Source organism: Actinomycetota bacterium, from assembly GCA_013152275.1.
In the GTDB taxonomy this organism is placed as follows: Bacteria; Actinomycetota; Acidimicrobiia; order Spongiisociales; family UBA4744; genus BMS3Bbin01.
This window is the reverse complement of record JAADGS010000058.1, coordinates 34,515-56,164: the sequence shown is the minus strand read 5'-3', so window position 1 is coordinate 56,164 and position 21,650 is coordinate 34,515. Positions and strand designations below refer to the sequence as shown.

The 21,650-nt window shown below is 63.9% G+C and carries 23 protein-coding genes; 12 read left to right on the top strand and 11 right to left on the bottom strand.

Annotated elements, in window-relative coordinates; all coding sequences use genetic code 11:
- Positions 1–178: 178 nt before the first annotated feature.
- Positions 179–577, top strand: a complete 399-nt coding sequence (locus tag GXP34_09820; GenBank protein NOY56269.1) for a DUF454 domain-containing protein — start codon at positions 179–181, stop codon at positions 575–577.
- 270 nt (positions 578–847) lie between these two features.
- Here the strand turns inward: GXP34_09820 and GXP34_09815 are convergent, their stop codons facing one another.
- The 5 genes from GXP34_09815 to GXP34_09795 form a co-directional block, all read right to left on the bottom strand.
- Complete coding sequence (locus tag GXP34_09815; protein NOY56268.1) at positions 848–2,119, bottom strand: MFS transporter; 1,272 nt, start codon at positions 2,117–2,119, stop codon at positions 848–850.
- The gene (locus GXP34_09810) at positions 2,116–2,679 is read right to left on the bottom strand and encodes a helix-turn-helix domain-containing protein (protein ID NOY56267.1); all 564 of its coding nucleotides are present in this window, start codon (positions 2,677–2,679) and stop codon (positions 2,116–2,118) included. The genes GXP34_09815 and GXP34_09810 overlap by 4 nt, the downstream gene beginning before the upstream one ends.
- A 497-nt stretch (positions 2,680–3,176) precedes the next feature.
- Positions 3,177–3,974 (bottom strand): ABC transporter permease, encoded by a 798-nt coding sequence (locus GXP34_09805; protein NOY56266.1) that lies wholly within the window; start codon positions 3,972–3,974, stop codon positions 3,177–3,179.
- Positions 3,971–4,771, bottom strand: a complete 801-nt coding sequence (locus GXP34_09800; protein ID NOY56265.1) for an ABC transporter permease — start codon at positions 4,769–4,771, stop codon at positions 3,971–3,973. Before GXP34_09800 ends, GXP34_09805 begins: the two co-directional genes overlap by 4 nt.
- Positions 4,768–5,766 carry an ATP-binding cassette domain-containing protein gene (locus GXP34_09795; protein ID NOY56264.1) on the bottom strand — a complete coding sequence of 333 codons (999 nt, stop codon included), beginning with the start codon at positions 5,764–5,766 and terminating at the stop codon, positions 4,768–4,770. The genes GXP34_09800 and GXP34_09795 overlap by 4 nt, the downstream gene beginning before the upstream one ends.
- 164 nt (positions 5,767–5,930) lie before the next feature.
- Between GXP34_09795 and GXP34_09790 the strand changes: the two genes are divergently transcribed.
- Entirely contained in the window at positions 5,931–6,632 is a 702-nt protein-coding gene (locus tag GXP34_09790; GenBank protein NOY56263.1) for an NAD(P)H-hydrate epimerase, read from the top strand.
- Between the two features lie 177 nt (positions 6,633–6,809).
- Here GXP34_09790 and GXP34_09785 read toward each other — a convergent pair whose 3' ends face one another.
- Positions 6,810–7,235, bottom strand: coding sequence for a nitroreductase family deazaflavin-dependent oxidoreductase (locus GXP34_09785; GenBank protein NOY56262.1), 426 nt, complete (start codon positions 7,233–7,235; stop codon positions 6,810–6,812).
- A 64-nt stretch (positions 7,236–7,299) separates the two neighbouring features.
- Here GXP34_09785 and nucS point away from each other — a divergent pair, with 64 nt between their 5' ends.
- Positions 7,300–7,959 carry an endonuclease NucS gene (nucS, locus tag GXP34_09780; GenBank protein ID NOY56261.1) on the top strand — a complete coding sequence of 220 codons (660 nt, stop codon included), beginning with the start codon at positions 7,300–7,302 and terminating at the stop codon, positions 7,957–7,959.
- Positions 7,959–8,417 carry a tRNA (cytidine(34)-2'-O)-methyltransferase gene (locus GXP34_09775; protein ID NOY56260.1) on the top strand — a complete coding sequence of 153 codons (459 nt, stop codon included), beginning with the start codon at positions 7,959–7,961 and terminating at the stop codon, positions 8,415–8,417. The genes nucS and GXP34_09775 overlap by 1 nt, the downstream gene beginning before the upstream one ends.
- Before the next feature lie 129 nt (positions 8,418–8,546).
- Here GXP34_09775 and GXP34_09770 read toward each other — a convergent pair whose 3' ends face one another.
- Positions 8,547–9,890 (bottom strand): dipeptidase, encoded by a 1,344-nt coding sequence (locus GXP34_09770; GenBank protein ID NOY56259.1) that lies wholly within the window; start codon positions 9,888–9,890, stop codon positions 8,547–8,549.
- Between the two features lie 30 nt (positions 9,891–9,920).
- The gene (locus GXP34_09765) at positions 9,921–10,997 is read right to left on the bottom strand and encodes an alkaline phosphatase family protein (protein NOY56258.1); all 1,077 of its coding nucleotides are present in this window, start codon (positions 10,995–10,997) and stop codon (positions 9,921–9,923) included.
- A gap of 124 nt (positions 10,998–11,121) precedes the next feature.
- Here GXP34_09765 and GXP34_09760 point away from each other — a divergent pair, with 124 nt between their 5' ends.
- The 5 genes from GXP34_09760 (at position 11,122) to GXP34_09740 (ending at position 14,930) form a co-directional block, all read left to right on the top strand.
- Positions 11,122–11,319 carry a WhiB family transcriptional regulator gene (locus GXP34_09760; GenBank protein NOY56257.1) on the top strand — a complete coding sequence of 66 codons (198 nt, stop codon included), beginning with the start codon at positions 11,122–11,124 and terminating at the stop codon, positions 11,317–11,319.
- A 77-nt stretch (positions 11,320–11,396) separates the two neighbouring features.
- Positions 11,397–12,389 carry a flippase-like domain-containing protein gene (locus tag GXP34_09755; protein NOY56256.1) on the top strand — a complete coding sequence of 331 codons (993 nt, stop codon included), beginning with the start codon at positions 11,397–11,399 and terminating at the stop codon, positions 12,387–12,389.
- A gap of 47 nt (positions 12,390–12,436) precedes the next feature.
- Positions 12,437–13,093, top strand: coding sequence for a hypothetical protein (locus tag GXP34_09750; protein ID NOY56255.1), 657 nt, complete (start codon positions 12,437–12,439; stop codon positions 13,091–13,093).
- Positions 13,094–13,153: 60 nt separating this feature from the next.
- Positions 13,154–14,296, top strand: coding sequence for an acyl-CoA dehydrogenase (locus GXP34_09745; protein ID NOY56254.1), 1,143 nt, complete (start codon positions 13,154–13,156; stop codon positions 14,294–14,296).
- 79 nt (positions 14,297–14,375) lie between these two features.
- Positions 14,376–14,930, top strand: coding sequence for a hypothetical protein (locus tag GXP34_09740; protein NOY56253.1), 555 nt, complete (start codon positions 14,376–14,378; stop codon positions 14,928–14,930).
- Between the two features lie 126 nt (positions 14,931–15,056).
- Here the strand turns inward: GXP34_09740 and GXP34_09735 are convergent, their stop codons facing one another.
- Positions 15,057–15,746 carry a DUF2461 domain-containing protein gene (locus tag GXP34_09735; protein ID NOY56252.1) on the bottom strand — a complete coding sequence of 230 codons (690 nt, stop codon included), beginning with the start codon at positions 15,744–15,746 and terminating at the stop codon, positions 15,057–15,059.
- Positions 15,747–15,808: 62 nt separating this feature from the next.
- On the opposite strand from GXP34_09735, the gene msrA reads away from it, so the two are divergent.
- Positions 15,809–16,450 (top strand): peptide-methionine (S)-S-oxide reductase MsrA, encoded by a 642-nt coding sequence (msrA, locus tag GXP34_09730; GenBank protein NOY56251.1) that lies wholly within the window; start codon positions 15,809–15,811, stop codon positions 16,448–16,450.
- A gap of 121 nt (positions 16,451–16,571) precedes the next feature.
- Here the strand turns inward: msrA and GXP34_09725 are convergent, their stop codons facing one another.
- Positions 16,572–17,999 (bottom strand): S41 family peptidase, encoded by a 1,428-nt coding sequence (locus GXP34_09725; protein NOY56250.1) that lies wholly within the window; start codon positions 17,997–17,999, stop codon positions 16,572–16,574.
- 89 nt (positions 18,000–18,088) lie between these two features.
- On the bottom strand, positions 18,089–19,426 hold the full coding sequence (locus GXP34_09720) for a site-specific DNA-methyltransferase (GenBank protein ID NOY56249.1): 1,338 nt from the start codon (positions 19,424–19,426) through the stop codon (positions 18,089–18,091).
- Positions 19,427–19,771: 345 nt separating this feature from the next.
- Between GXP34_09720 and GXP34_09715 the strand changes: the two genes are divergently transcribed.
- Both GXP34_09715 and GXP34_09710 read left to right on the top strand, forming a co-directional pair.
- Positions 19,772–20,302: a hypothetical protein gene (locus tag GXP34_09715; protein ID NOY56248.1), complete on the top strand. Its 531-nt coding sequence runs from the start codon at positions 19,772–19,774 to the stop codon at positions 20,300–20,302.
- Positions 20,303–20,645: 343 nt separating this feature from the next.
- Positions 20,646–21,449 (top strand): hypothetical protein, encoded by an 804-nt coding sequence (locus GXP34_09710; protein ID NOY56247.1) that lies wholly within the window; start codon positions 20,646–20,648, stop codon positions 21,447–21,449.
- Positions 21,450–21,650: the final 201 nt, after the last annotated feature.

The following is a 21,650-nucleotide window of genomic DNA, read 5'->3' as shown; positions in this document are numbered from 1 at the left end:
CTGCATGAACCGCAGCACAGGAGAAATGAAGATCCTCGGAACGGGCCGCTGAGAATGCAGCCACGTACGATGAACGCGATCACGATCCGGCATGATCAGCGAGGCTAGTGAAAACGCCGAGGGTCGCATACTCGAGGTCTGGATCGGGTCGGTCTCCACCGTCCGGTAGGGTTTGGCGGTGGCCGAAGTACATCCCAGCCGTCTTGTCCGAATCGTCTATCGGGTGCTTGGCATGTTCTTCCTCGCTCTCGGAGTCGTGGGAGTGGTGCTGCCGCTGATTCCGACCACATTTCCTGTCATCCTGGCGGGGTTCTTCTTCGCTCGATCCTCCGACCGTTTCGACAGGTGGCTCGTGGATCATCGTCTGTTCGGCCCGCTGATTCGCGACTGGCGGGCGGGACGGGGGTTCAGCGTCCGGGCCAAGGCTCTCGCGATCACCGCGATCGCGCTCACATTCACGGTTTCGATCGTGTGGGTGATCGAATACACCGGCGTCCGGATCGGTCTCGTTCTCCTGGCGGTCGCCATCAGCACCTACATCCTGTGGCTGCCAACCAAACAGACCGAAGACATGTAGGGCCACCGTCCCAGGGTATCGGCTACGCCATTCCACGCGCCCCCGGCCGGCATAAGGGAGAGCGTCGGTCTGCCCCGGCTCTGCTCGTGGCCACATCGAGACAGCCTCGCCTCGTGTGAGCCGTATGAGCGTTGATCGCCTCAGACTGCCTGGATGTTGCTGAGCGTGTCGCCATGGGATCGTCGCGGCCGGCGCCAGGCATGATCGGACCCCCGATGCGGTGGTTGCCTGGATGAAAGAGTCAGGCGACCTTCTCGGATCCGGTTTCCATCACGATTGCGTTCCCTCTGGCTCACTCGACGCACGGGAGCCGATCTCGACTGCGCCCATGGCGGCGAGGGGGATGCCCCGGAAGAGTTGGACGGTGACCAGACTTGCGAGAAGGGCGATGGCGCCGGCCGCGACGAACACGCCGCGGACCCCGACGGCGGCGGCGAACGCTCCGGCGAGCGCCATGGATGCCACTTGCGCGCCCGTCATGACGGTGTTGAGTGCACTGCCTGCGCGACCGCGCTTCTCGGCCTCGACTTCGGACTGGAAGAGCGTCGCGATCGAAGCCTGCAACGGGGTCACGAACCAGCCCACTGCAAACAGTGCAAGCATCAAGTGCCACACGGTTCCGGCGAGGGCCATCGAGGCGACGACCAGGCCTGTCCCGGCGAGACCCGCGCTGATCAGGTTCGTTGGGCGGAACTTGGTGGCGAGGACCACCACGAGGGCTCCGCTCAGGACCATCGACGTGACCTGAGAGCCCTCGAGGGCACCGAACCATGTTGCAGGAACCTCGAGGATGCCGACCACAAAGGGCACGAGGAGCACGTTGACGGCCCCCAGTCCGAACATCACGATCCCCCCGCCGATGAGCACTCCCTTGAGCACGCGCGAATCTGCGAGCACTCGCAGACCGACGGTGAGTTCGCTCCACATCGACAGGGGAGAGGATGGTTCGGCACGTTCGGGCGCCGGGCCGGCCACGAGATGAGAAACCAGGAATGCGGAGACCAGGAACGTGCCGCTGTCGATGATGAACGCCGGAGTGACGCTGCCGGCCAGGCCGGCGATGAGACCTGCCGCCGCGGTGCCGAGGAGGTTGAAGATCACCCGACTCGACTGGGCGATCGAGTTGGCGGACAGCAGGTGTTTCTCCGGAATGATCTCTGGCAGGATTGCCATGCGAGCAGGTGTGAAGAGTGTCCCGATCGTCGCTTGGGCAAAGGCGACGACGTAGAGCAGCCACATGTGCCCTGGCGTCGTCACGAACAGGAAGCCGAGAACGAGCACGCCCCGGATGATGTCGGATACGACCATGACATGCTTGCGGTTCCAGCGATCGACATACACGCCGGCGATCAGGCCGAAGAACAGCTGGGGGAGGGCGATGGCGATCGCCGTCGTCGCTACTGCGGCAACGGAGCCTGTGAGATGTTCCGCGGTCAGCAAGAGTGCGAGACTCGTGAGAGCGTCACCGAAGTTGGAGACCACCTGGCCGCTCCACAGCAGCCGGAAGTCGCGGGTTCGAAGGAGCTCCTTGAACGCCTTCAAGACACATCTCGTGCAGTGGGGTAGAGCACCCACGTGAAGGCAAACGGCTCGCCGTCCCCGTCTTCATCCTCGAAATCCCGAGAGAGGTCTTCGAGGCGGGTGACGAACTCCTCGAACCGTGCCTTGGAGATTCTGCCCACGACGCGTCCAAGGCTCAGATGGCGTTGAGTGTCACGGCGGTCGAGCGAAACGACGCCGTCCAGAATCGAGCGGTACAGGTCTGCCCTGGTCGTGTCGAGGACCGTGGAAACGACTGCTTGGGCTCGTTCCTGCAGCGTTCCTGAGGCGAGGAGATCCGGGCCGGGGCGGTAGTACTTCGCGCTTGCCTCGTAGATACGTTCCGTCATCGGGCCGGCCTTGCGGGTTTCGGTCACCCGGATGATCCCTTTCTCCTCGAGCAGGTTGATGTGGTGATAGAGGCGCGTTCGAGGCACGCCGAGGCGTCTGGCGATGTCGGTGACCGACCGGGGTTGGTACAGCAACTCGAGGATGGCCATGCGCGTCGGGTTCCCGATGGTGCGCAACGTCTCGAGGTCGTTGATGAGGTAGACGTCTTCCATATGCGGATCGTATTCAATCAATATGAATAGTCAATACAATTGAACGCAACGACGCCCGTTGCTTCATTCAGCGGGGACGCGTGACGACCCGGACCGACGTCCGGGTCGTCCGCCCCTTGCCGTGACGGCGGAGAGGCTGTGGTCAGGCACCGCGTCCCTGGTTAGGCTCCGGCTTCTCGCGAGGCCATCAGCACTCTCCACGTGCAGTATATGTGTTTTGGCAGCACAATGTCGGAATCATGTGGTAACCGGGGCAGCGAAGAGGTGAACGGAGGCGTTGCGCCTGTCCCAGAACACGTCCCGAGGCGGCGGTCGAGTGCGCCCACTCCTGTGGCACACCCGAGCCGAGTCAGGTTGGCATGTGGCGGACCCGTCGTGCATGAGGACAATCCGAGCGTGGTGGAAGGGTCCAGTCCTGTCGGGGTAATGGTCCCGTTTCCGTTCTCATGTGAGTAGGTTGGCCATGCGTCCCCCAACCCGCGCAGGAACGGGATTGTTCAGGCGGAGGCACCCGAGTAGTTGCGGACTCCGTACAGCCACAGGGCCCGGCTGCCCGCAACGGCGAGTACGGCCACGACAACCAGGACGGCCATCGCCGATAGGGTGAGCCGGCCGGTGAGCGCCTCGGCGGGGACGGTGATCGCCACGCCGAGGGGCACCACTGCCGTCAAGGTCCCTTGCAGCCACAGCGGGTAGATGCGGATCGGCCAGCGTCCCGCTTCGTACAGCCCGGTGATGATCGAGTCCATGTCCTGTAGGTCGATCAGCCAGAAGACCGTGGTGGTGAACGCCATCCACACCCCATACAGGATCGCCGCGCCGCACAGCAGGCCGATGGCGAACAGGAGCACCTGTTCGACCCCGATGCGCCCCGTGAGCCCGGTGAGCGCCCAGGAGAGCACCACCACGCCGACGGCGATATCCACCGTGTTCCAGAACGAGATCTGACGCGTCGACACGAAGAGCTGGGAGTCCACCGGGCGGATCAGCGCGTAGTCGAGCTCACCCTGGTGCACCTCGTATCGGAACCGGTACATGTTCGGGAGGACGAAGGTCGCCATGACGCCACCCAGGAGAATGTGGACACCGAGCACCGCCAACAGCTCCGGTTCCTGCCACCCGTCCAGGCTCGTCGTGTAGCTGAACACGATCTGGATGGCCACCACTCCGGTGACGAGTCGAACGGCCGACCGGACGAGTTGAAGAGCGAAGTTCAGCCGGTACTGCACTTCGTACTGGACGCCGAGGCGCCAGTGAATCAGTGTGATCCGGAGGGAGTGACGCAGCCGGCTCATGTTCCCACCGCTGTGAATCGGCGCAGCGCCCGCCGCCACACGAGGAGGATCGCCGCGCCGCCTATGGCCACCCACACCAGTTGCATCCCCAGTCCCCGCCAGATCTCGGCGGTTGGGACCTGCCCGATGAGTACCTCGATAGGGAACTGGAACGTCCACTTGAAGGGCATCCACGCCGAGATCCGCTGTACCCACTCGGGCATGACCGCCATCGGTACGAGTCGGCCGGACAGCAGCAGCTCCAGGGCGATCACCACCTCCACGAGCGCCTCGGCGCGAGTGGTCCAGAAGCTGACGAGGCCCAACACCCAAAGGATGTTGAAGCGGATGACGTAGCCGATCCAGGCGGCGGCGAAGAAGGTGACGATCTGCAGGGGGGTGGGTGAGAGGCTGGGGTGGAAGAGGATACCGAGGAAGAGCGCCACCGGCACCCAGGCGGCGATCCATACGATCTTGGCCCCGGCCATGCCCGCCAGGTTGCGGTGGTAGGGGTCCACCGGGTGGAGGAGGTCGTTGGCGATTCTTCCGGACCGTACCCACCAGTCCCACGCCCCGGGGGCGAGGGCAAGGTTGAACACGCGAACAAGGGTCCAGACGATGTAGTAGGAGGTGAACTCGGTGACGCCGTAGCCGTTGATCGCTCCGGTTTGGCTGGTGACGGTCCGCCAGACGATGAGGTACACGATCGGCTCGACCAGGAAACCGAGGATGCTCACGAACGCGGCGCCCCGGTACTGTAACTGTCGCTGCATCGAGAGGCGCGCCTCGATCGCGTACACAGGGAGGAGGTTCCTCACGACTCCTCCTGCCGGCTTGCGGCGGCATCGCCGGCGGCGAAGGTCTGCTCGATCACGTCCTCGATGGGCGGTTCCTCGATGGCGAGGTCCAGCACGTCGAGGTCGGCGAGGAGACGGGCCGCCGTCGACGCCACCTCGGAGCGAGGAACCGACAGTACGGCTTCGCCGGGGGAGGTCTCGCGCACGGTTCCGTAGGCGCTCATCTCGGGCAGGTCACCGCCGACGGTCACGGTGATCGTCTTCTCGGCGCCGAACCGTCGGGAGAGTTCGGCGAGGTCGCCGTCGAACAGCAGGGAGCCGCGGTGGATGACGATCACCCGCTCGCAGAGGGCGGTGACGTCGGCCATGTAGTGACTGGTGAGCAGGATGCTCGCCCCCTCCTCGGCGGCGTACTCGGCAACGAACTCGCGGATCCTCCTCTGCATGGCAAGGTCGAGGCCTAGGGTGGGTTCGTCGAGGAAGAGCACGGATGGGGCGGGCAGGAGGGCGGCGAGAATCTCCACCTTCATCCGCTCGCCCAGGGAGAGATTGCGGACCGGTTTGGTGAGGAGGTCGCCGACGTCCAGCAGCTCGGTGAACCGCTCCCGCCGATGGCGGTAGTCGGCGGTCGGGATCCGGTAGATGGCCTTGCGGACGTCGAGGGAGTCGGCCACCGGAAGGTCCCACTGGAGGGAGTTGCGGTTCCCCATGATGAGTGCCACCTGGGTGAGGAATTCGGGGTCGCGTCGGGACGGGTCGAAGCCGATCACGTGGGCGTGGCCGGCGGTCGGGTAGAGGAGTCCCGACAGCATTTTCAACGTGGTCGTCTTCCCGGCACCGTTGGGTCCCAGGAAGCCGACGACCTCGCCTCGTTCGAGGTCGAACGTCACCGACCGGACCGCCTCGACCTGGCGGTACTCACGACGGAACAGTGAATGGAGCGAGTTGAGGAACCCTTCCTCGCGCACCGGCACCTTGAACGTCTTGCTCAGGTTGTCGACGGTCACCGAAGGCACCTGGCCCCTCCCCTCGTCGAGTTCGCAGCTTGGCAGATCCGGTCCGTTGTTGGAGGGGATTTCTCGGCCACCTCCGTTCAACCATCGAACGGCACCCCCGTTTCCGTTCTCGCGTGAGTAGGTTGGCCATGCGCCCCCAACTCATGTGAGAGCGAGGAGAGCTCATGCTTCCGGAAGTTGATCTACGGACGGTCCCTGCACTCACCGAGGCCCAGATGAGAGAGGTCGACCGTGTGATGATCGAGGACCTCGGGATCGTTCTCGTCCAGATGATGGAGAACGCGGGGAGGAACCTCGCCGAGCTCGCCATCGAAAGATTCCGGCCCGGCACGGTGACCGTGCTGGCAGGGACGGGAGGAAACGGGGGCGGCGGTCTCGTGGCGGCGCGCCATCTGGCCAATCGGGGGAGCAAGGTCGGTGTGGTGACAGCGACGGCGCCGGACCGCCTTGGCGAGGTGCCGAGGATCCAGTTTGAGATCTTGCGGAAAATGGGTGTGAGATTCGAAGCCGACCCGCCCGACGCCGATCTCGTTATCGACGCCCTGATCGGATATAGCCTCCGGGGCGATCCGAGGGGCAGAACCGCCGAGCTGATTCGGTGGGCGAAGGGACGGCCGGTGCTCTCGCTGGACACGCCGAGTGGGTTGAACGTGACGAGTGGCGAAGCAGGCGATCCGTGTATCGACGCGACCGCCACCCTGGCACTGGCGCTCCCGAAGGTCGGGTTGCTCGGTGCATCTCAGGTGGGTGAACTCTACGTCGCCGACATTTCGGTTCCGCCGAGTGTGTACGCGGCGATGGGCCTTCGGGTGCCTGTGCTGTTCCGTGAGGGAACGATCGTCCGGCTCCACAAGTCTGCCGGGTGATGCCGGCACCTGGGATCGGTGGCTTGCTTCGCTCGCCGGGCCGGGTTTCCCGGTACTTCGTGCTCCGGATCGCACCTTCAGGTCGAAGCAAGATTGCGGGGCGAGCCCAGCGGCTGGTGCTGTCGATGAGCGAGGCACAGTCCTCCAGGAGGGCGCCGCCGAGTGCTCGATGATCTCCTACGTCGTCGGGGTGAGGAACACCACCGGTATCTCTCGGTCCGTCCGGGACTGGTAGGCGATGTATCCGGCGTAGGCGTCGGTGATCCTCGGCCACCACGAAGCTCGCTCCTCGGGTGTTGCCGTGCGTGCCGACACGTCGAGGGTCTGCCCTCCGGGAAGCTCGACCGTCGCGTGGGGAGAAGTCATGAGATTCTCGTACCAGTCAGGATTGGTGGGGCGTCCACCCCACGAAGCGATGACGACGAGCGCTGTGGCGTCGCGCAGATACAGGAGCGGTACGGTGTGTGGACGGCCGCTCTTCCGGCCGCTGGTCGTGAGCAGCAGGATGTCGTTTTGTACGAGCCTGCGTCCCATCCGTCCTCGCGTGACGTGAAATGCGGCGGCGTGAAAGGCGGAGAGGTATTTGGCGGTTCGGTCGCGCATCAACGCATTGTGCCACCCTCTCGACGAAGAGCAGTCGATGGACACACTGGTACGCTGCACCGCGATGCGACTGGTGATCGCACGGTGCAGCGTCGACTATGAGGGACGGCTCACCGCCCACCTTCCCTCAGCGACTCGACTCGTCATGGTCAAGGCCGACGGGTGTGTCGCCGTTCATGCCGACGGCGGCGCCTACAAGCCGCTCAACTGGATGAATGCTCCCAACTTCATTCAAGAGACAGACGGCATCTGGACGGTCACCAACCCGAAGGGGGAACGTCTCGTCATCACGTTCGAGGAGATCTTCTCCGACCAAGACTTCGAGATGGGGACGGACCCCGGCCTGGAGAAGGACGGTGTGGAGCGTCACCTTCAGGTCTTGCTTGCAGAGCGCCCAGGGGTTCTGGAGGAGGGACTGGTGTTGATCCGTCGGGAGTACCCGACCGACATCGGGCCCGTCGACCTGCTGTGTTCCGATCGAGAGGGGAACGCGGTAGCGGTGGAGATCAAACGGAGAGGCGAGATCGACGGGGTCGAGCAACTCGTTCGCTACGTGGAGCGCCTCCGCCGTGACAAGCGACTCGGGGAAGTCCGGGGAATCTTTGCGGCGCAGATCGTCAAGCCGCAGGCAAAGGTACTGGCCGAGGCGAGGGGGATCGTGACCGTCGAACTCGACTACGACGAACTGCGCGGGCTCGAATCGGATCGGCCAACACTGTTCTGATGCTCGACGTGATCCTTTTCCATCCTGAGATTCCACCGAACACCGGCAATCTGATGCGTCTGAGCGCCAACACGGGGATTCACCTGCATCTGGTCGAGCCACTCGGGTTCACCCTCGACGAGCGGCGTCTACGCAGGGCGGGGCTCGACTATCGGGAATGGGCCAGCGTCGATGTTCACGAGAGCCTGGAAGCGTATCTTGCCGCCGCCGAGCCGCACCGCCTGCTCGCCTACTCGGGCGTAGGGAAGCTTCGATACACCGATGTGGTCTACCGGAGTGATGACGCGCTGCTGTTCGGACCCGAGTCGGTCGGACTTCCCGAGGACGTGCTCGATCAGGCGGACGAGGTGCTGCGGATCCCGATGCTGCCCGACCGCAGAAGTCTCAATCTCGCGAACGCCGTGTCTGTCGTCGTGTACGAAGCATGGCGTCAGGGCGGGTTCGCGGGCTCGGTGTAAGGGGGGCCGGCCTTGGCGGCGCCTCGTATCACGTACTCGGTGCTTCGAATCGTCGCCTCGGGTCGACACAGGACCAGCGGGGCGGACGAAGCGGCTCCCACCGGGCGCTGACAGCTCGGAGCTGACGGCTCACTGCGTCGCGAGCAGTTCCAGGACGATGGCTTCGGCCAGGACCGATCGGCGGAGTTCTCCGAGATCGAGGCTCTCGTCTGGCGCATGGATCCGACTTTCGGGCTCCTGTGCGCCGGTGAGCACGATCGTTGCTTCGGGAAAGCTCTCCGAGAACGCTGCGACGAACGGAATCGAGCCGCCGACACCCATGTTCACCGGTTCGGTGCCCCAGGCCTCACGCATGGCAGCACGGTATATGTCGAAGTGGGGACCCTCCGTTGCGAGAGCGAATGCCTCGCCTGAAGCGCCCGGAGTGACGGTTACCCGGGCGCCCCACGGTACGTGCGATTCCAGATAATCGACCAGTGCCTTCATGGCGTGGGACGGGCTCTGGCCTGGAGCGAGGCGCATGCTCACCTTCGCTCGTGCGACCGGAACGAGAGCGTTGATCGCCTCGTCCACGGACGGAGCGTCGATGGCGAGGACGGAGATCGCCGGCATGGTCCACAGTCGCGAGGTGATGCTGCCCTCTCCGATCAACTCGAGACCATCGACGACGCCGGCCTGCGCGCGAAACTCGACTTCGGTGAGATCGAGCGGATCGGCGGTATCAGACGATACGAGGTCCGGGATGGCGACGTTCCCTTGCTCGTCATGCAACGTGGCAAGCGTACGGACGAGAACGGTGAGAGCGTCGGGGATCGGTCCGCCGAACTCTCCACTGTGCAGCGCATGATCGGCCGTGCGTATCTCGATCACACAATCGACAAGGCCGCGAAGCGAAGTGGTGAGGGCCGGCACACCGACCTTCCAGTTTCCCGAGTCCCCGATCACGATCACATCGGCGCTGAACAGTTGTTGGTATTCGTGCAGGAAATCCTCGAGATGTAGCGAGCCGATCTCCTCTTCGCCCTCGATGATCACTTTGACTCCAACCGGCGGCTTCCCCTGATGGGCGAGCATCGCTCCCACATGCATGAGCACACCCGACTTGTCATCTGCGATACCGCGGCCGTAGATACGACCATCACGCTCGACGGGCTCGAACGGAGGAGACGTCCACCCGCATTCGTCTCCGGGCGGCTGCACGTCATGGTGGGCATACAGCAGCACGGTGGGTGCTCCCGCCGGGGCGGGGTAGTGGGCGAAGACGGCAGGATGAGCGCCCTCGGACTCCAGAAGCCGCACGTCGGGAAACCCCGCGTCCCGAAGGAGACCGGCGACGACTTCGGCCGAGATGCGAACGTTGCCCGGATCGAAACCTGGTGCACTCACGGAGGGGACGGTGGTGAGGTCTTCGAGGCCCTGACGGATCGTGTTGAACTGCTGATCGACTGCTGCACGGAGTTTCTCGTATGCCATGTGAGAAGCGTACTGCGAGAGAGGTTCGGCTCACGAAGCGATGAGCAGCGGAATCCTCAGCTCTGCCTCCGTGACTCCACCGTGGTGGCCGACCATCGTGTCGACAGTTCCATAAGGAACCAGAGCGTATCCGTCGTCGGCGATCAGGAGGCCATCCGGTAGCCGTTCGGCGAATCGGGGATGGTAGGGCTCAGGACCCCAGATCCCTTCGAGCCGCGAGACGGGGACCCATGTGGCAGGGAGGGATCGAGCAAGGTCCGCCCCTGCCGACGCCGGGCCCGAGACGTAGACCACGCGGTTGTCGCCGTACAGGATCAGGTCATCGAGCTGCGGGAGGTCGATGCGATGGTCGTCGGCGATGTCGACATGTCCGTGATCGGCCGTTCCGACGGCTGCAACTCCTCGAGGAAGCCGGGCGATGATCTCGCTCCAGACCTCGGAGACATGGCGAACGGCTTCCGCATACAGATCCGAGCCTTGTCCAGCCGTGTGTCCGGCGGCATCCACGTGTGGCAGGTAGACGAGTGCCAGCGTGCCGGGTGTCTGCACGGCATCCAGGGCCGTGTCAACACCCGCGTCTGCAACTCCCACCACCGTGGATCCGCGGTAGAGCATACGATCGAGAGGGCTTTCGAGGAACGCCTCGGGTTCGGTTGCCACTACCCGGCGCCCGGCGTGTGCAAGCCGCTCGGCCAGATTCGGGACAGGGAGAAAGGTCGCCGGATCGGCGTCGCAGGCCTTCCCGTCATCCAGATACCAGTAGATGGTGTTCAGCACGGACGTGTCCAGGCGGAGCTGGTATGCGATCAGTCCGTGTTGTGAAGGTGGAAGTCCGGTGGCGAGCGTGGACGTGTTCACGGTTGTCTGGGTGGAGAAGGAGGCGTCCAGAGCTCCGACTCGCGATGCGAGAAGTGCCTTGGCGTCGGGATGTTCGAGCTGAAGGTCTCCGAGCCCGTCGAACAGCACGAGTATGTAGCTCTGCGCCTCGGGGAAGGTGGAGGCGAGGTGTTGGGACAGCCCGGGTGAAGGCGCGGTACCGGTGAGCCTTCGCTCGACTTCGGCGACGAGGTTGACGAGCCCGCCGCCCTGATAATCGGGGAATCGCATCAGCAGAGACTACAAATCCGGGACGGGGGTAGCATTATCAGGGAACAGATGTTCGGGGGTCAGTGTGCATCCACTCCTAGACTCGACATCCGAAGGCTGGCGTCGCGACGCCTCGTGCGTCGGTATGGACCCAGATGTCTTCTTTCCCGGAGAAGATGCGTCGTCGATGCGTGCCAAGGCGATCTGTGGAGGCTGTCGGGTGCGTGATGAATGCCTTTCGTACGCCTTCGAGTTCCGTATGACCTCAGGGGTCTGGGGCGGCATGACCGCCTCCGGCCGGCGGGAGCTTCGTGGAGCCGGAAGAGAACGACGGGCTGGATGAGTGAGCGACCGCCGGCGAAACACGTCGCCGTGCCGAGGCTCAGCAGGCTTCCTTCCTCCATGGAGTAGCGTTCGAGCATGCGAGATGCACGCCCGTCGAGGCGCTTTGTGATGCGCCGGCTGCTTGCCGGCAGGGGCATTCTCGTATTTCTGGCGTTTGGGCTGGTGCTGTACTTGGCCGTTGCACGATTCTTCGGTGAGAAGGCGCATCTCCCCAGCATCGACAGCTCGAGCGTCTTGCTGCTGGTCGGGGCCCTGGGTGTGGAGTTCGCGGCGAAGGGCGCGTTCGCCGGTATGTTCAAGGTCGCCGTGCGAGCGGGAGGGTTCCATCTGGGTTTTCGTGATGCAGTGCGCGCCGCCCTCGTTGCGAGTGGAGTCGCGCGGTTGATCCCGGCGGGAGGCGCGTTTACTCCCGCTGCAATGGCATGGACCGTTCGTGACGAAGTACCCGGAACGGCCGGTGCGGCACTTCGAACGACGGTGCTCACCTATGGAGGGCTGCTCCTGGGCACCGGAGGTGCGATTCTTTGGGCCCGTGCAGCCGGGCTCGGCCTGGCGGTCAATGCGGGGGTCGTGACGATCGGGATCTCGGGCGTTGCCGCCGGTGCCCTTCTGCTCAGCGGGCCTCGCTGGATGCACTCGATCACGCGCCGGTTGCCGCAGCGCCTACGCCGCCTCATCGGACCGACTGCAGTCGACCGTCGGGTGACACTGCTCGAAGTCGGGCTGCTGATGGTCCGCCTGGGGACCGAGGCCGGCTCGATGCTTCTCGTGCTGAGCGCTTTCGGCATTCACCTTTCCCCGGTTCGGGGTTTCGTCGTGTATGGAGTTGCGCACCTCGTCGGCGGCCTTCCCGGATCTCCCGGTGGCCTCGGAGTGATCGAAGCGGGGCTCGTCGGAGTGCTTGCGCTGTTCGGAGTGTCCCCCTCGGTGAGTCTCGGTCCGATCCTCGTCTACAGGGTCATCGCCTATTGGATCCCGGCAGGTGCCGGGATCTTTGCCGGTGCCCACACGTGGATGTCACAGGATCTTGCGGAGACCACCGAGGGTGAGGACACGGTCGGGGACTGATCATCAATCAGGTGCGCCGTCCCTCGATGCCGGCGTACAGTGGCGGTATGAAGATCTCGAGAGGCATACGATTGCTGGCCGCCGCCGTCATCCTCACTACGGCGTGCAGTCAGACCGGTGGAGACACGCAAACGACATCGACGGCATCGACCGGCGTCGCCGCCGTGGACACGACCCTCGCCGAGCAACCGACGGTTTCCACGACTGACACCGAACCGGCCTCGATACCTCGTTCGACGACAACGTCCACCGATGGCGTCCTGATCGTCGAGGTTCACCCGGGATCTGGTGTGGGTGACAAGGCCGAGATCATCGCCGAACAGTGGATAGGCGAGTTCGAACCCGGCTCTGCCGACATGGTTGGATCTGTCGATACCCCGGCGGGTCGGTACGATCTTCTGCGGTACCGATCCGAGGACGGTTCGGACTGCGTTATCGCGATCCGGGGCGATGTCGGATCGGGCATTTGTGAGACCGATCAGGTCGAGATCACTCAGACGCTGCTCGACCCTTTCGCCGAGGGGCTCCTTGTCGCTCCCGGGGAGATCACCAAGGTGACGGCTCGTACCGTCGATGGTCATGAGATCGTCGGGTTCCCGCGTCGAGGCACGATCGTGATGGCCTGGCCGATCGAATGGGGTGAGGTTGTGACCTTGACAGCCGAGACACCTGCTGGGATGGTCGAGGTGTTGCCGAGGGGATAGCCGGTTCGCGCGCCGGCACGGTCCATGTCGTAGAGTGCGCCGGTGCAAGGAGGAGGCGGTATGGAGTTCGAACTGTCCGAAGAACAGCAAGCCTTCCGGAGGGTTGTTCGGGAGTTTGCAGAGCAGGAGATCGCTCCGCACGCCGAGGAATGGGATCGCAACCACTCATTCCCGCTCGACGTCGTCCGCAAGATGGGCGACCTGGGACTGTTCGGTCTCATCTTCCCCGAGGAATACGGTGGTGCAGATGCAGACTTCACGACGCTGTGTATCGCGATCGAGGAGTTGGCGAGGGTCGACCAGTCGATGGCCATCACCTTGGAGGCAGGGGTGGAGCTGGGGGCGAGCCCGATCTACCAGTTCGGCACCGACGAGCAGAAGCGCCGCTGGCTCCCCGACCTCGTGGCAGGGACGGCCCTCGCAGGGTTCGGGCTGACCGAGGCGGATGCCGGATCGGACGCCGGCGGTACCCGGACCAAGGCCGTGCTCGACGGGGAAGAGTGGGTGATCAACGGTTCGAAGTCCTTTATCACCAATTCCGGAACTCCGATTACCTCGCTCGTCACGGTGACGGCCAAGACCGGGCCCGACGAGATCAGTTCGATCATCGTGCCGGCAGGAGCTCCGGGGTTCACGGTCGACCCTGCCTACGACAAGATGGGGTGGAGAGCCTCCGACACCCACGGTCTGACGTTCGTCGACTGTCGGGTTCCGGCGGAGAATCTGCTGGGTGAGCGAGGCAGGGGATTCCAGCAGTTCCTACGGATCCTCGACGAGGGCCGGATCGCGATCGCCGCGATGTCGGTTGGTGTCGCCCAAGGCTGTCTGGACCTTGCGGGTGCATACGCGAAAGAGCGCATGGCATTCGGGCGTCCGATCGGTGCGAATCAGGCAGTGGCGTTCAAGCTGGCCGACATGGCGGTCGCGGTAGAGGCGGCCCGGTTGTTGACCTATAAGGCGGCATGGTTGAAGAGCGTGGGCCGTTCGTATCGGAAGGCTGCGGCCATGGCGAAGCTCTACGCGAGCGAGGCCGCCGTGGCGGCGACGCGCGACGCGGTGCAGATCTTCGGGGGCTCCGGGTACATGGACGAGTCTCCGGTGTCGCGCTTCTACCGTGATGCGAAGGTCCTCGAGATCGGTGAGGGAACGAGTGAGATTCAACGACTCGTGATTTCCAGGGCGCTCGGTCTGCCTGTGCGCTGAACCGGAAATCGACAAGGAACACGGTTCTTCGGGTCGGCGCCATTGCAGTAGTGCTCCAGGTGTGCGAACCTTGGCGCGCATGGCTGTCATCGACATCGACGGGTTCGTCGCGAGTGAGAAGATGCATGCGATCGAGCATGGCTTCCATGTGCACGATGAGCGTCATTTCATTGAAACGTATTCACTCGGGCAGCAATGGGAAGTGGATCTGCACCCGGAGAACGCCTGTGGAGGTCCGCTCGATCTTCACATGGCGCTGGAGGTCGATCCTCGGGTCGTGCTTGCCTTCGAGGACAGAGTGCTACAGGACGAAACCGATCCCGAAGACGTTTTTCATCTTCCGCTGCACTTCAACTGGGTCTTGCCACCACTTCCGTCACCTCCAGACCTGCTCGTGTTGGCCACCGACCTCGCCGGGGTCGCCGGAACGGTGCTTCCGGTCGAGGTGTCGGCCATCGATTCGTTCGCATCGGTGACCGATGCTCCTCAACGGAGTCTTGCGATTACCGGAAAAGTGGAGGTGTCCGTTCGCGACATCTATGTGGCCCAGGTGCATCTCTGCGATGTTCTGGATCGCTGTAAGGAGATCAGCGAGTTTCTTCTCGAGCAGGCACCGGCCTGGCTCTCCGCCTGAGGCCGCCGGGGACCTCCGACATCGGGTGGGCCTCGGTCCAGGCTCCGCGGAACCTGCAGGCCGGCCCCCGTTTCGGCGAACCCAGAGGGGTCGTGGCGACCCCCCTGAGCCCTGGGTTCGGGATTCTCAGAAGGGGACGCCGACCGCGTCGCAGAGGAACTCCATGAAGGGCGCGGCGGTGCGGCAGAGCTTCGCGTAGGTGTCGAGGAAGCCTTCGGAGGTGACGGCCTTCTGGGTGAGCTGGGTCGACGCGATGAAATCCTTGCGTTTCAGATCGTCGATCAGGGGGTGCTCGGGGTCGAATCCGCGGGGTGGGCGCTTGAGGGAGTCGCCCTCGAGGGTGTAGACGTCCAAGAACCGTTTGGAGCGGGTTACTCGTTTCCAGCGAGTCGGATCTTCGGCGATCGCCTCGCGAATCGATCGCGCCGTCGTTGCGTCCGGGCGCCAAAGTCCCACTCCGGCAAACACGGCTCCGGGCTCGAGGTGGAGGTAGAAGCCGGGGGCGTGAACGTCTCTGCCGGCTTCGTGACGGAACTGGAAACCGGTGTTGATCTTGTACGGGCTCTTGTCCCGCGAGAATCGGATGTCCCGATAGATCCGGAACATCGAACCACCGTTCGCACGTGCATCCGCAACGAAGTGCGGGCTGATCTTGGCGAGATGTGGAGCGAAGTCGTCGACGAACCGGAGGCCCGGCTGTCGCACCGCGCGCTCGTAGCGCTGCTTGTTGGCGCTGAACCAAGCGCGATCGTTGTTGGCTTCGAGGTCCCGCAAGAAACTGAACAGGGCCGGGGTGAATGAGCGTTGTGGTGTCATGTTCACAACCTACGCGCCGAGCGGGACGATATATAGGGGTGTGTTCGGCGTAGCCTCGCGGCATGATCCGTCGACCGCCGACAATGCCGTCCCGAGAAGACGCTCTCCCCGGCCGAGCCATTCTGATGCAGGTGCCTGAGCGCCACTACGTGCTCGGCACGCGACAGACGCCGCCGTTCCCCGAGGGGATGCAGCGAGCGCTCTTCGCGATGGGCTGTTTTTGGGGAGCCGAGCGGATGTTCTGGCAGCTCCCCGGCGTCTACGGCACGTCGGTCGGGTATGCGGGCGGGTTCACTCCGAACGCCAACTATGAAGAGGTCTGCAGCGGTGCGACGGGTCATGCAGAGACTGTCCAGGTCGTGTTCGATCCGAACAAGGTCTCCTATGACGAACTGCTGCAGGTCTTCTGGGAAGGGCACGATCCCACCCAGGGGATGCGCCAGGGCAACGATGTCGGCACGCAGTATCGATCGGCCGTGTACACGTTCGGCGACGATCAGAAGGCGGCAGCCCAGCAGTCGCTCGGGCGTTACCAACAGGAACTCTCTGCTGCCGGGCACGGGATGATCACGACCGAGATACGCCCTGCAGGTGAGTTCTACTACGCGGAGGAGTACCACCAGCAGTACCTGGCCAAGAACCCGAGCGGCTATTGCGGGGTCGGTGGGACGGGAGTCGCTTGTCCGACGGGTCTCCCCACTTGAGGATTCTCGTCAATGCCGGCGTCGCTATTCGACGCTTCCATTGACCAGATACCAACCTCTCGTTTCCTGTCAATGCCGGCGTCGCTATTCGACGCTTCCATTGACGAGAAACCAGAGGGTCTTACCCGCGGATGATTTCGAGTGCCTTGTCGAGCAGGAAGTCTGGGCCGGCCCCGTCGGGGATCTCGATCAGGATGTCCGGAGTGAGCCCGACCTTGCCGTAGTCGTGTCCTTTGGGCGTCACCCAGCGGGCCACGGTGAGTTTCAGCGCTGCACCGTTGCCGAGGTTGAACTGCTGCTGCACGGTGTTCTTGCCGAACGTGTGCTCACCGATCACGGTAGCTCTGCCTGCATCCATGAATGCGCCGGTGACGACTTCGGATGCCGAGGCGCTCGCCCGGTCGACGAGCACGTACAGCGCGATGCTCGGATCCGTGGCCACGCCGCCGGGGATGACCTTGTACTCCTCGGTATCTCCCGGTGCCTCCGTCCGCAGAACCAACCCGTCGGAGAGGAACTCGCTCGCAACGAAGATCGCCGAGTTCAGGGAGCCGCCCGGGTTGTGCTGAAGATCAAGGATGATGGTGGTCGCGCCCGCATCGAGGAGATCGCGCAAAGCCGTGTCCACCTGGTGGGGTGCGTTCGTTGCGAAGATCGTGAGTTCGAGGTAGCCGATCGAGTCGTCGATCATTCTCGATGAGACGATCGGGATGTCGATGGCGGCGCGCGTGATCGTGAATTCCATCAGAGTCCCGTCGCGCAGAATGCCGAGGGTGACATCGGTTCCGGCAGGACCGCGGACCTCCGCGATCACCTCATCGACGAGCCATCCGTCGATGGACTCGCCATCGACGGTGGTCATGATGTCTCCGGACCGTAGGCCTGCGCCTTCGGCGGGCCCGCCCTTGAGTGGAGTGACGATGACGAGATGGCAGGTATCCGAGATGGTGGAGCAGGCGCCGTCTTCCGGACTGCTCGTGTCCTCCGGGCGCACGAGAGCGCCGATACCCTCGATCTGTCCGGACGTCTCCTCCTGGAACCGGGCGAGTGCTTCCGGGGAGAAGTAGACGCTGTAGGGATCGTCGAGTCCGTATTGGAGCATTCCGCTGATTGCGGCCGCTACGAGATCGGAGGTGGGTGCAGGATCTGTGCGCTCTTCCTCCACGAACGCGTTGCACATCTGATCGAAAGCAGGCGAAGGGAGTGCACACGTCAGCGAGTTCGGCGGGGTTGCCCCCGGCTCACCCTCATGCTCGGTTATGGCGCGAGCGGCTCCCTCTGCCAGACGGGAATCATCGACGGGATCGACGTAGCTGGTCGTGATGATGTGATAGGCGGTACAGAGTGGCTGGAACGCATCCGGCGGATTGTCGCAGGAGGTCGTGCCGGAAGTGATCGCCGACGGCGCGCTGGTCGTGGTGCCCGGCGCGCTGGTCGCGGTGCTCGCGGCCGAGGTCGCACCAGGCATGGTGCTCGTCGGGATGCCGGCCGGTGCCGTGCAGGCGGCCAGGGTGAGAATTGCGGCGGCGAGAAGGGCTCGGTACTTCATGTGTGATCCGATTCAACTGCACTTTGGAGAAAATCTCGCATCGACCTTCCGTTCTCGTGACGCTCGATGCGGTTAGTTCCCATGAGACGTCACGAGAACGGGTGGGTGGTGGCGTGAGAGCGCAGTGTCGCGGGCGTTTGATCGTCCAGGATCTCGAGGGCGTCGACGAAGAGGTCGCCTCGTGCAGCTTGCAGGATCCGGGCCGGCTCGGTCGCTCGCTTCGGGAGATGCGAGGTCAACAGGAGGATGTGGGAGCTCTCTCTGCGGAGAGCGGCGGCCTTTCCGAGGCTGCGCAGTACGGCGTCGGTCGTCGACAGCCCGCTCGGGGTGATGGTGAAGCCTCCTGAAACGTCGATCAGCCACGGCGCTCCATCCAACCCGCGGGCGGTGAAGCTGACGGTGATGCCGCTCACACGGCGGTTCTTTTCTTCGATCGAGAAGCCGGCGTCGCTGATCACATCCTCGGCGATGTCGAGCAGTTTCTTTCCGACCACTCGATACTGCGACGGCTCGTCCGAGCGTTCGGCAATGCGCCTTCTGGCTATCGCCACGTATGCGGGGTCCAGGTCGTAGCCGGCACCGCGCCGTCGGGTTCGAGCAGCAGCGACAAGCGTCGTTCCCGATCCCATGAACGGATCGAGGACGAGGTCGCCTTCGAACGTGTAGAGGTTGATGAGCCGTTCGGGGAGTGCGATCGGAAACGGCGCCGGATGTCCGACACGGCGGGCGCTCTCGGGATGGATCTCCCACACATCCAGTGTCGCTTCGAGAAACTCGTCATTGCTGAGCGAATCTTCGTAGGGGAGTCCCTCGCTCGCTCGCCGGGCACGGCTACGAGCCCGGTCGAAGCGGCCCTTCGACGCGATGACGATGCGTTCGCTTGTATCACGCAGAACCGGATTCGCGGCGCTTGCGAACGATCCCCAGGCGCAGGATCCGGACATCCCCTTGCCTTTGCGCCAGACGATTTCTCCACGCAGGAGCAGCCCGAGATCGTCCTGGAGGATCGTGATCACATCGGAAGAGAGGCTTCTGAACGGCTTGCGTCCGAGGTTCGCGACGTTGACGGCGATGCGCCCTCCAGGCTCGAGCGTACGCTTGCATTCGTCGAAGACCTCCCGGAGGAGCTCCAGGTATTCGACGTACGAACTTGGTACCCCCTCGCTGCCGAGTTCTTCCTCGTACTCTTTCCCTGCGAAGTAGGGGGGAGACGTCACGACCAAGGCGACGGAACGGTCGGGGATCTCCTCCATCGTGCGGGCGTCGCCGAGGAAACAGCCGCTGTCGAGATCCGGCGCGATCTCGACGCGGTCATCGTCGGAGATCTCCGGCGGATGGAACCGGTCATAGAAAGGACTCGCGTCGTGCGCTTCCCTTCGGCTCACCCCGAAGTTCGAGGTGCTGGTTCCTCGGCGTTGTTCGTCCATCACCGCTGCAATGTACGCGAAGGCGGGAGAGAACGCGAGGACCCCGACGTTCGTGAGCATCCCGCCCCGTTCCTGAGCCCAAGGCTCGGGGCAACGAGGAACCTGTCCACGAGCGCCGGGTTCGGGTGTGGGACAGCATCCTGGGACGTGGATTCGCCCGGCTCTTGTGGCCGGGTAACTTGGAGCCATGGCCTGCCAAAGGCGGGGATCTGGCCGACAGCGGCGGGTCTGCGCGTGCGTGCCACCGGCCCGACCATCGTTGACCACGGCTCGAGACAGTGCTCCTCAGACTCGGGTCATTCGGATAGCCTCTCTCGTGTGGGAGAAAGCGTGAAAGGACGTGTGATGAAGAAACTCATGGGAGCGGCGGCCGTACTGGTGTTCGCCGTGGCAGTGACCGGCTGCGGCGCTGCGGCAGAGAAGGTGAGCGAGAAGGTCGCCGAGAAGGTGATTGAGCAAGCCGGTGGCGACAGCGTGGACATACAACAGTCCGGCTCGGGCGACAACACCGTGATCAAGGTCGAGTCCGAAGACGGGACCATGATCATCGGTGGTGGGGAGCTTCCGGAGAATCTGACGATTCCGGTTCCCGACGGAGGTGAGGTCAACGGTTCGGTCTCGGCGCCGGACACGGTGACGGTGAGCATCTCTTATCCGAATGGCGACTACGAGGCCATTGTGAAGTTCTACGACGATTGGACCGGGTCGCGCGATTATGCGAGGAACAGCTTCTCCACCGAGGATGCCGACCTGAAGGTGCGCTCGACAATGTGGTTCTCGAATGACGGGAACACGTCGATCAATGTGACCGACGGTTGCACGATGGCGTCCGGTGATGAAACAGGCGTCTGCATCATGATCTCCCAAGGCAGCTAGTGCCTCGGCATCGACGTCCCGAAGGTCGCTGGTCGAGGCACTAGCCGGGCCGGACCGGTGGGTTGACCGTCTCGAGAAAGTCGCGGGGTTGCAGTCCGGGTTTCGTCCTTTTCTCTGCCGACGCGGAATCGCCGCAGTGTGTCCCAACGCGGCGTGACGGCGGGTGCCGATCTGAACCGAATTGCGTCGATGGTGAGGGACCGGGCCGAACCTGTGTGGCGGTGGATCGAATCGAGGGAGCCGTGCTTACGCGTTTCGTTGAAGTCGCGAAAACCAGACCCCGGATGGGGTTGCGAACACATGTTCGATTCCGGTACCGTTGCACTCCCTGATCGGAGGTGGCATGCAGCCAGGGCCGACAGCTTCCCCCAAGACCAGTGACGAGGTCGTTCGCTTACGACGACGCCTCGGTGCGCTTCGTCGCCGCTACGGCAAATTCGAGGAGCCGGGGCAGCTGTACCGTCTGGAGAGGGATATCCAGCGCCGTACGAGGCGAATCGAAGCTCTGCGGTGCCAGATCGCGCAGATCGAAGAACAGATCCGATGGCTGGATGCCGAGATCGTCGGGTTTGGGAAAGGTCTCGAGATGCTCCTCGGTGACGCCATACGTCGCATCGAACGGGAGCACGCCGAAGCCTGGTCACCCGCGCCGGTACTCGGATACCGTATCTGGAAGCTGACGCGAGACGGTCTGCACGGTGTCCGGGTTCGTTGGAACGGCCCGACTTTGGATGCGGCGTGTTCCCACGGCAGCGATGGCGATGAGATCCCTCATACGGACGGGCGGTGCGGCAGGCTCGGGTGCGGTGTGTACGCGGCGAAGGATGTGCACGAGCTGCTCCAACAATTCGTTGCCCGAGAGCGGCGTGGATTCGCTGCCGGTGTCGTTGCTCTGACCGGCAAGGTCGTGGAGCACGAGCGCGGCTACCGGGCGGCGCACGCGAGCGTCATCGCTCTGGCAGTGGCAGGACCGATGAACATCGTGTTTGCCGATGATCCGGACGGGATCGCCGGCATCTTCGAGGATCCACCGGTCGAGGGAGCCATCGGCGAGAGCACCTGGGCGGAGGTGCACGGTCAGATCGAGCGGTACCTGTTGGAACAAGCACGGAGGAACGAATGGACATTGGCCACGAAAAACGGGTGATCATCGTCGAACCGATGCAGGCGCCCGTACAGCCCCAAGAACCGGAGCCGACACGTGAGCCCGATCGTGTCCCTGTGGAACCGGAACGAGAGACGGAGCCCGCTCCGGCGGAGCCAGAGCCGGCTCGCACCTGAACCTTCGCCGGGTCCCCAAGGGTCGTTGCGGCGGAGACGCAGGGCGGGCGGGTCCGCTCGGACACGG

Coding starts and splice junctions, on each gene's coding strand:
- GXP34_09810 (NOY56267.1), bottom strand. CDS start 2,679: ATGGAAGACGTCTACCTCATCAACGACCTCGAGACGTTGCGCACCATC.
- GXP34_09805 (NOY56266.1), bottom strand. CDS start 3,974: ATGAGCCGGCTGCGTCACTCCCTCCGGATCACACTGATTCACTGGCGC.
- GXP34_09790 (NOY56263.1), top strand. CDS start 5,931: ATGCTTCCGGAAGTTGATCTACGGACGGTCCCTGCACTCACCGAGGCC.
- GXP34_09785 (NOY56262.1), bottom strand. CDS start 7,235: ATGCGCGACCGAACCGCCAAATACCTCTCCGCCTTTCACGCCGCCGCA.
- nucS (NOY56261.1), top strand. CDS start 7,300: ATGCGACTGGTGATCGCACGGTGCAGCGTCGACTATGAGGGACGGCTC.
- GXP34_09775 (NOY56260.1), top strand. CDS start 7,959: ATGCTCGACGTGATCCTTTTCCATCCTGAGATTCCACCGAACACCGGC.
- GXP34_09770 (NOY56259.1), bottom strand. CDS start 9,890: ATGGCATACGAGAAACTCCGTGCAGCAGTCGATCAGCAGTTCAACACG.
- GXP34_09765 (NOY56258.1), bottom strand. CDS start 10,997: ATGCGATTCCCCGATTATCAGGGCGGCGGGCTCGTCAACCTCGTCGCC.
- GXP34_09760 (NOY56257.1), top strand. CDS start 11,122: ATGGACCCAGATGTCTTCTTTCCCGGAGAAGATGCGTCGTCGATGCGT.
- GXP34_09755 (NOY56256.1), top strand. CDS start 11,397: ATGCGAGATGCACGCCCGTCGAGGCGCTTTGTGATGCGCCGGCTGCTT.
- GXP34_09750 (NOY56255.1), top strand. CDS start 12,437: ATGAAGATCTCGAGAGGCATACGATTGCTGGCCGCCGCCGTCATCCTC.
- GXP34_09745 (NOY56254.1), top strand. CDS start 13,154: ATGGAGTTCGAACTGTCCGAAGAACAGCAAGCCTTCCGGAGGGTTGTT.
- GXP34_09740 (NOY56253.1), top strand. CDS start 14,376: ATGGCTGTCATCGACATCGACGGGTTCGTCGCGAGTGAGAAGATGCAT.
- GXP34_09735 (NOY56252.1), bottom strand. CDS start 15,746: ATGACACCACAACGCTCATTCACCCCGGCCCTGTTCAGTTTCTTGCGG.
- msrA (NOY56251.1), top strand. CDS start 15,809: ATGATCCGTCGACCGCCGACAATGCCGTCCCGAGAAGACGCTCTCCCC.
- GXP34_09725 (NOY56250.1), bottom strand. CDS start 17,999: ATGAAGTACCGAGCCCTTCTCGCCGCCGCAATTCTCACCCTGGCCGCC.
- GXP34_09720 (NOY56249.1), bottom strand. CDS start 19,426: ATGGACGAACAACGCCGAGGAACCAGCACCTCGAACTTCGGGGTGAGC.
- GXP34_09715 (NOY56248.1), top strand. CDS start 19,772: ATGAAGAAACTCATGGGAGCGGCGGCCGTACTGGTGTTCGCCGTGGCA.
- GXP34_09710 (NOY56247.1), top strand. CDS start 20,646: ATGCAGCCAGGGCCGACAGCTTCCCCCAAGACCAGTGACGAGGTCGTT.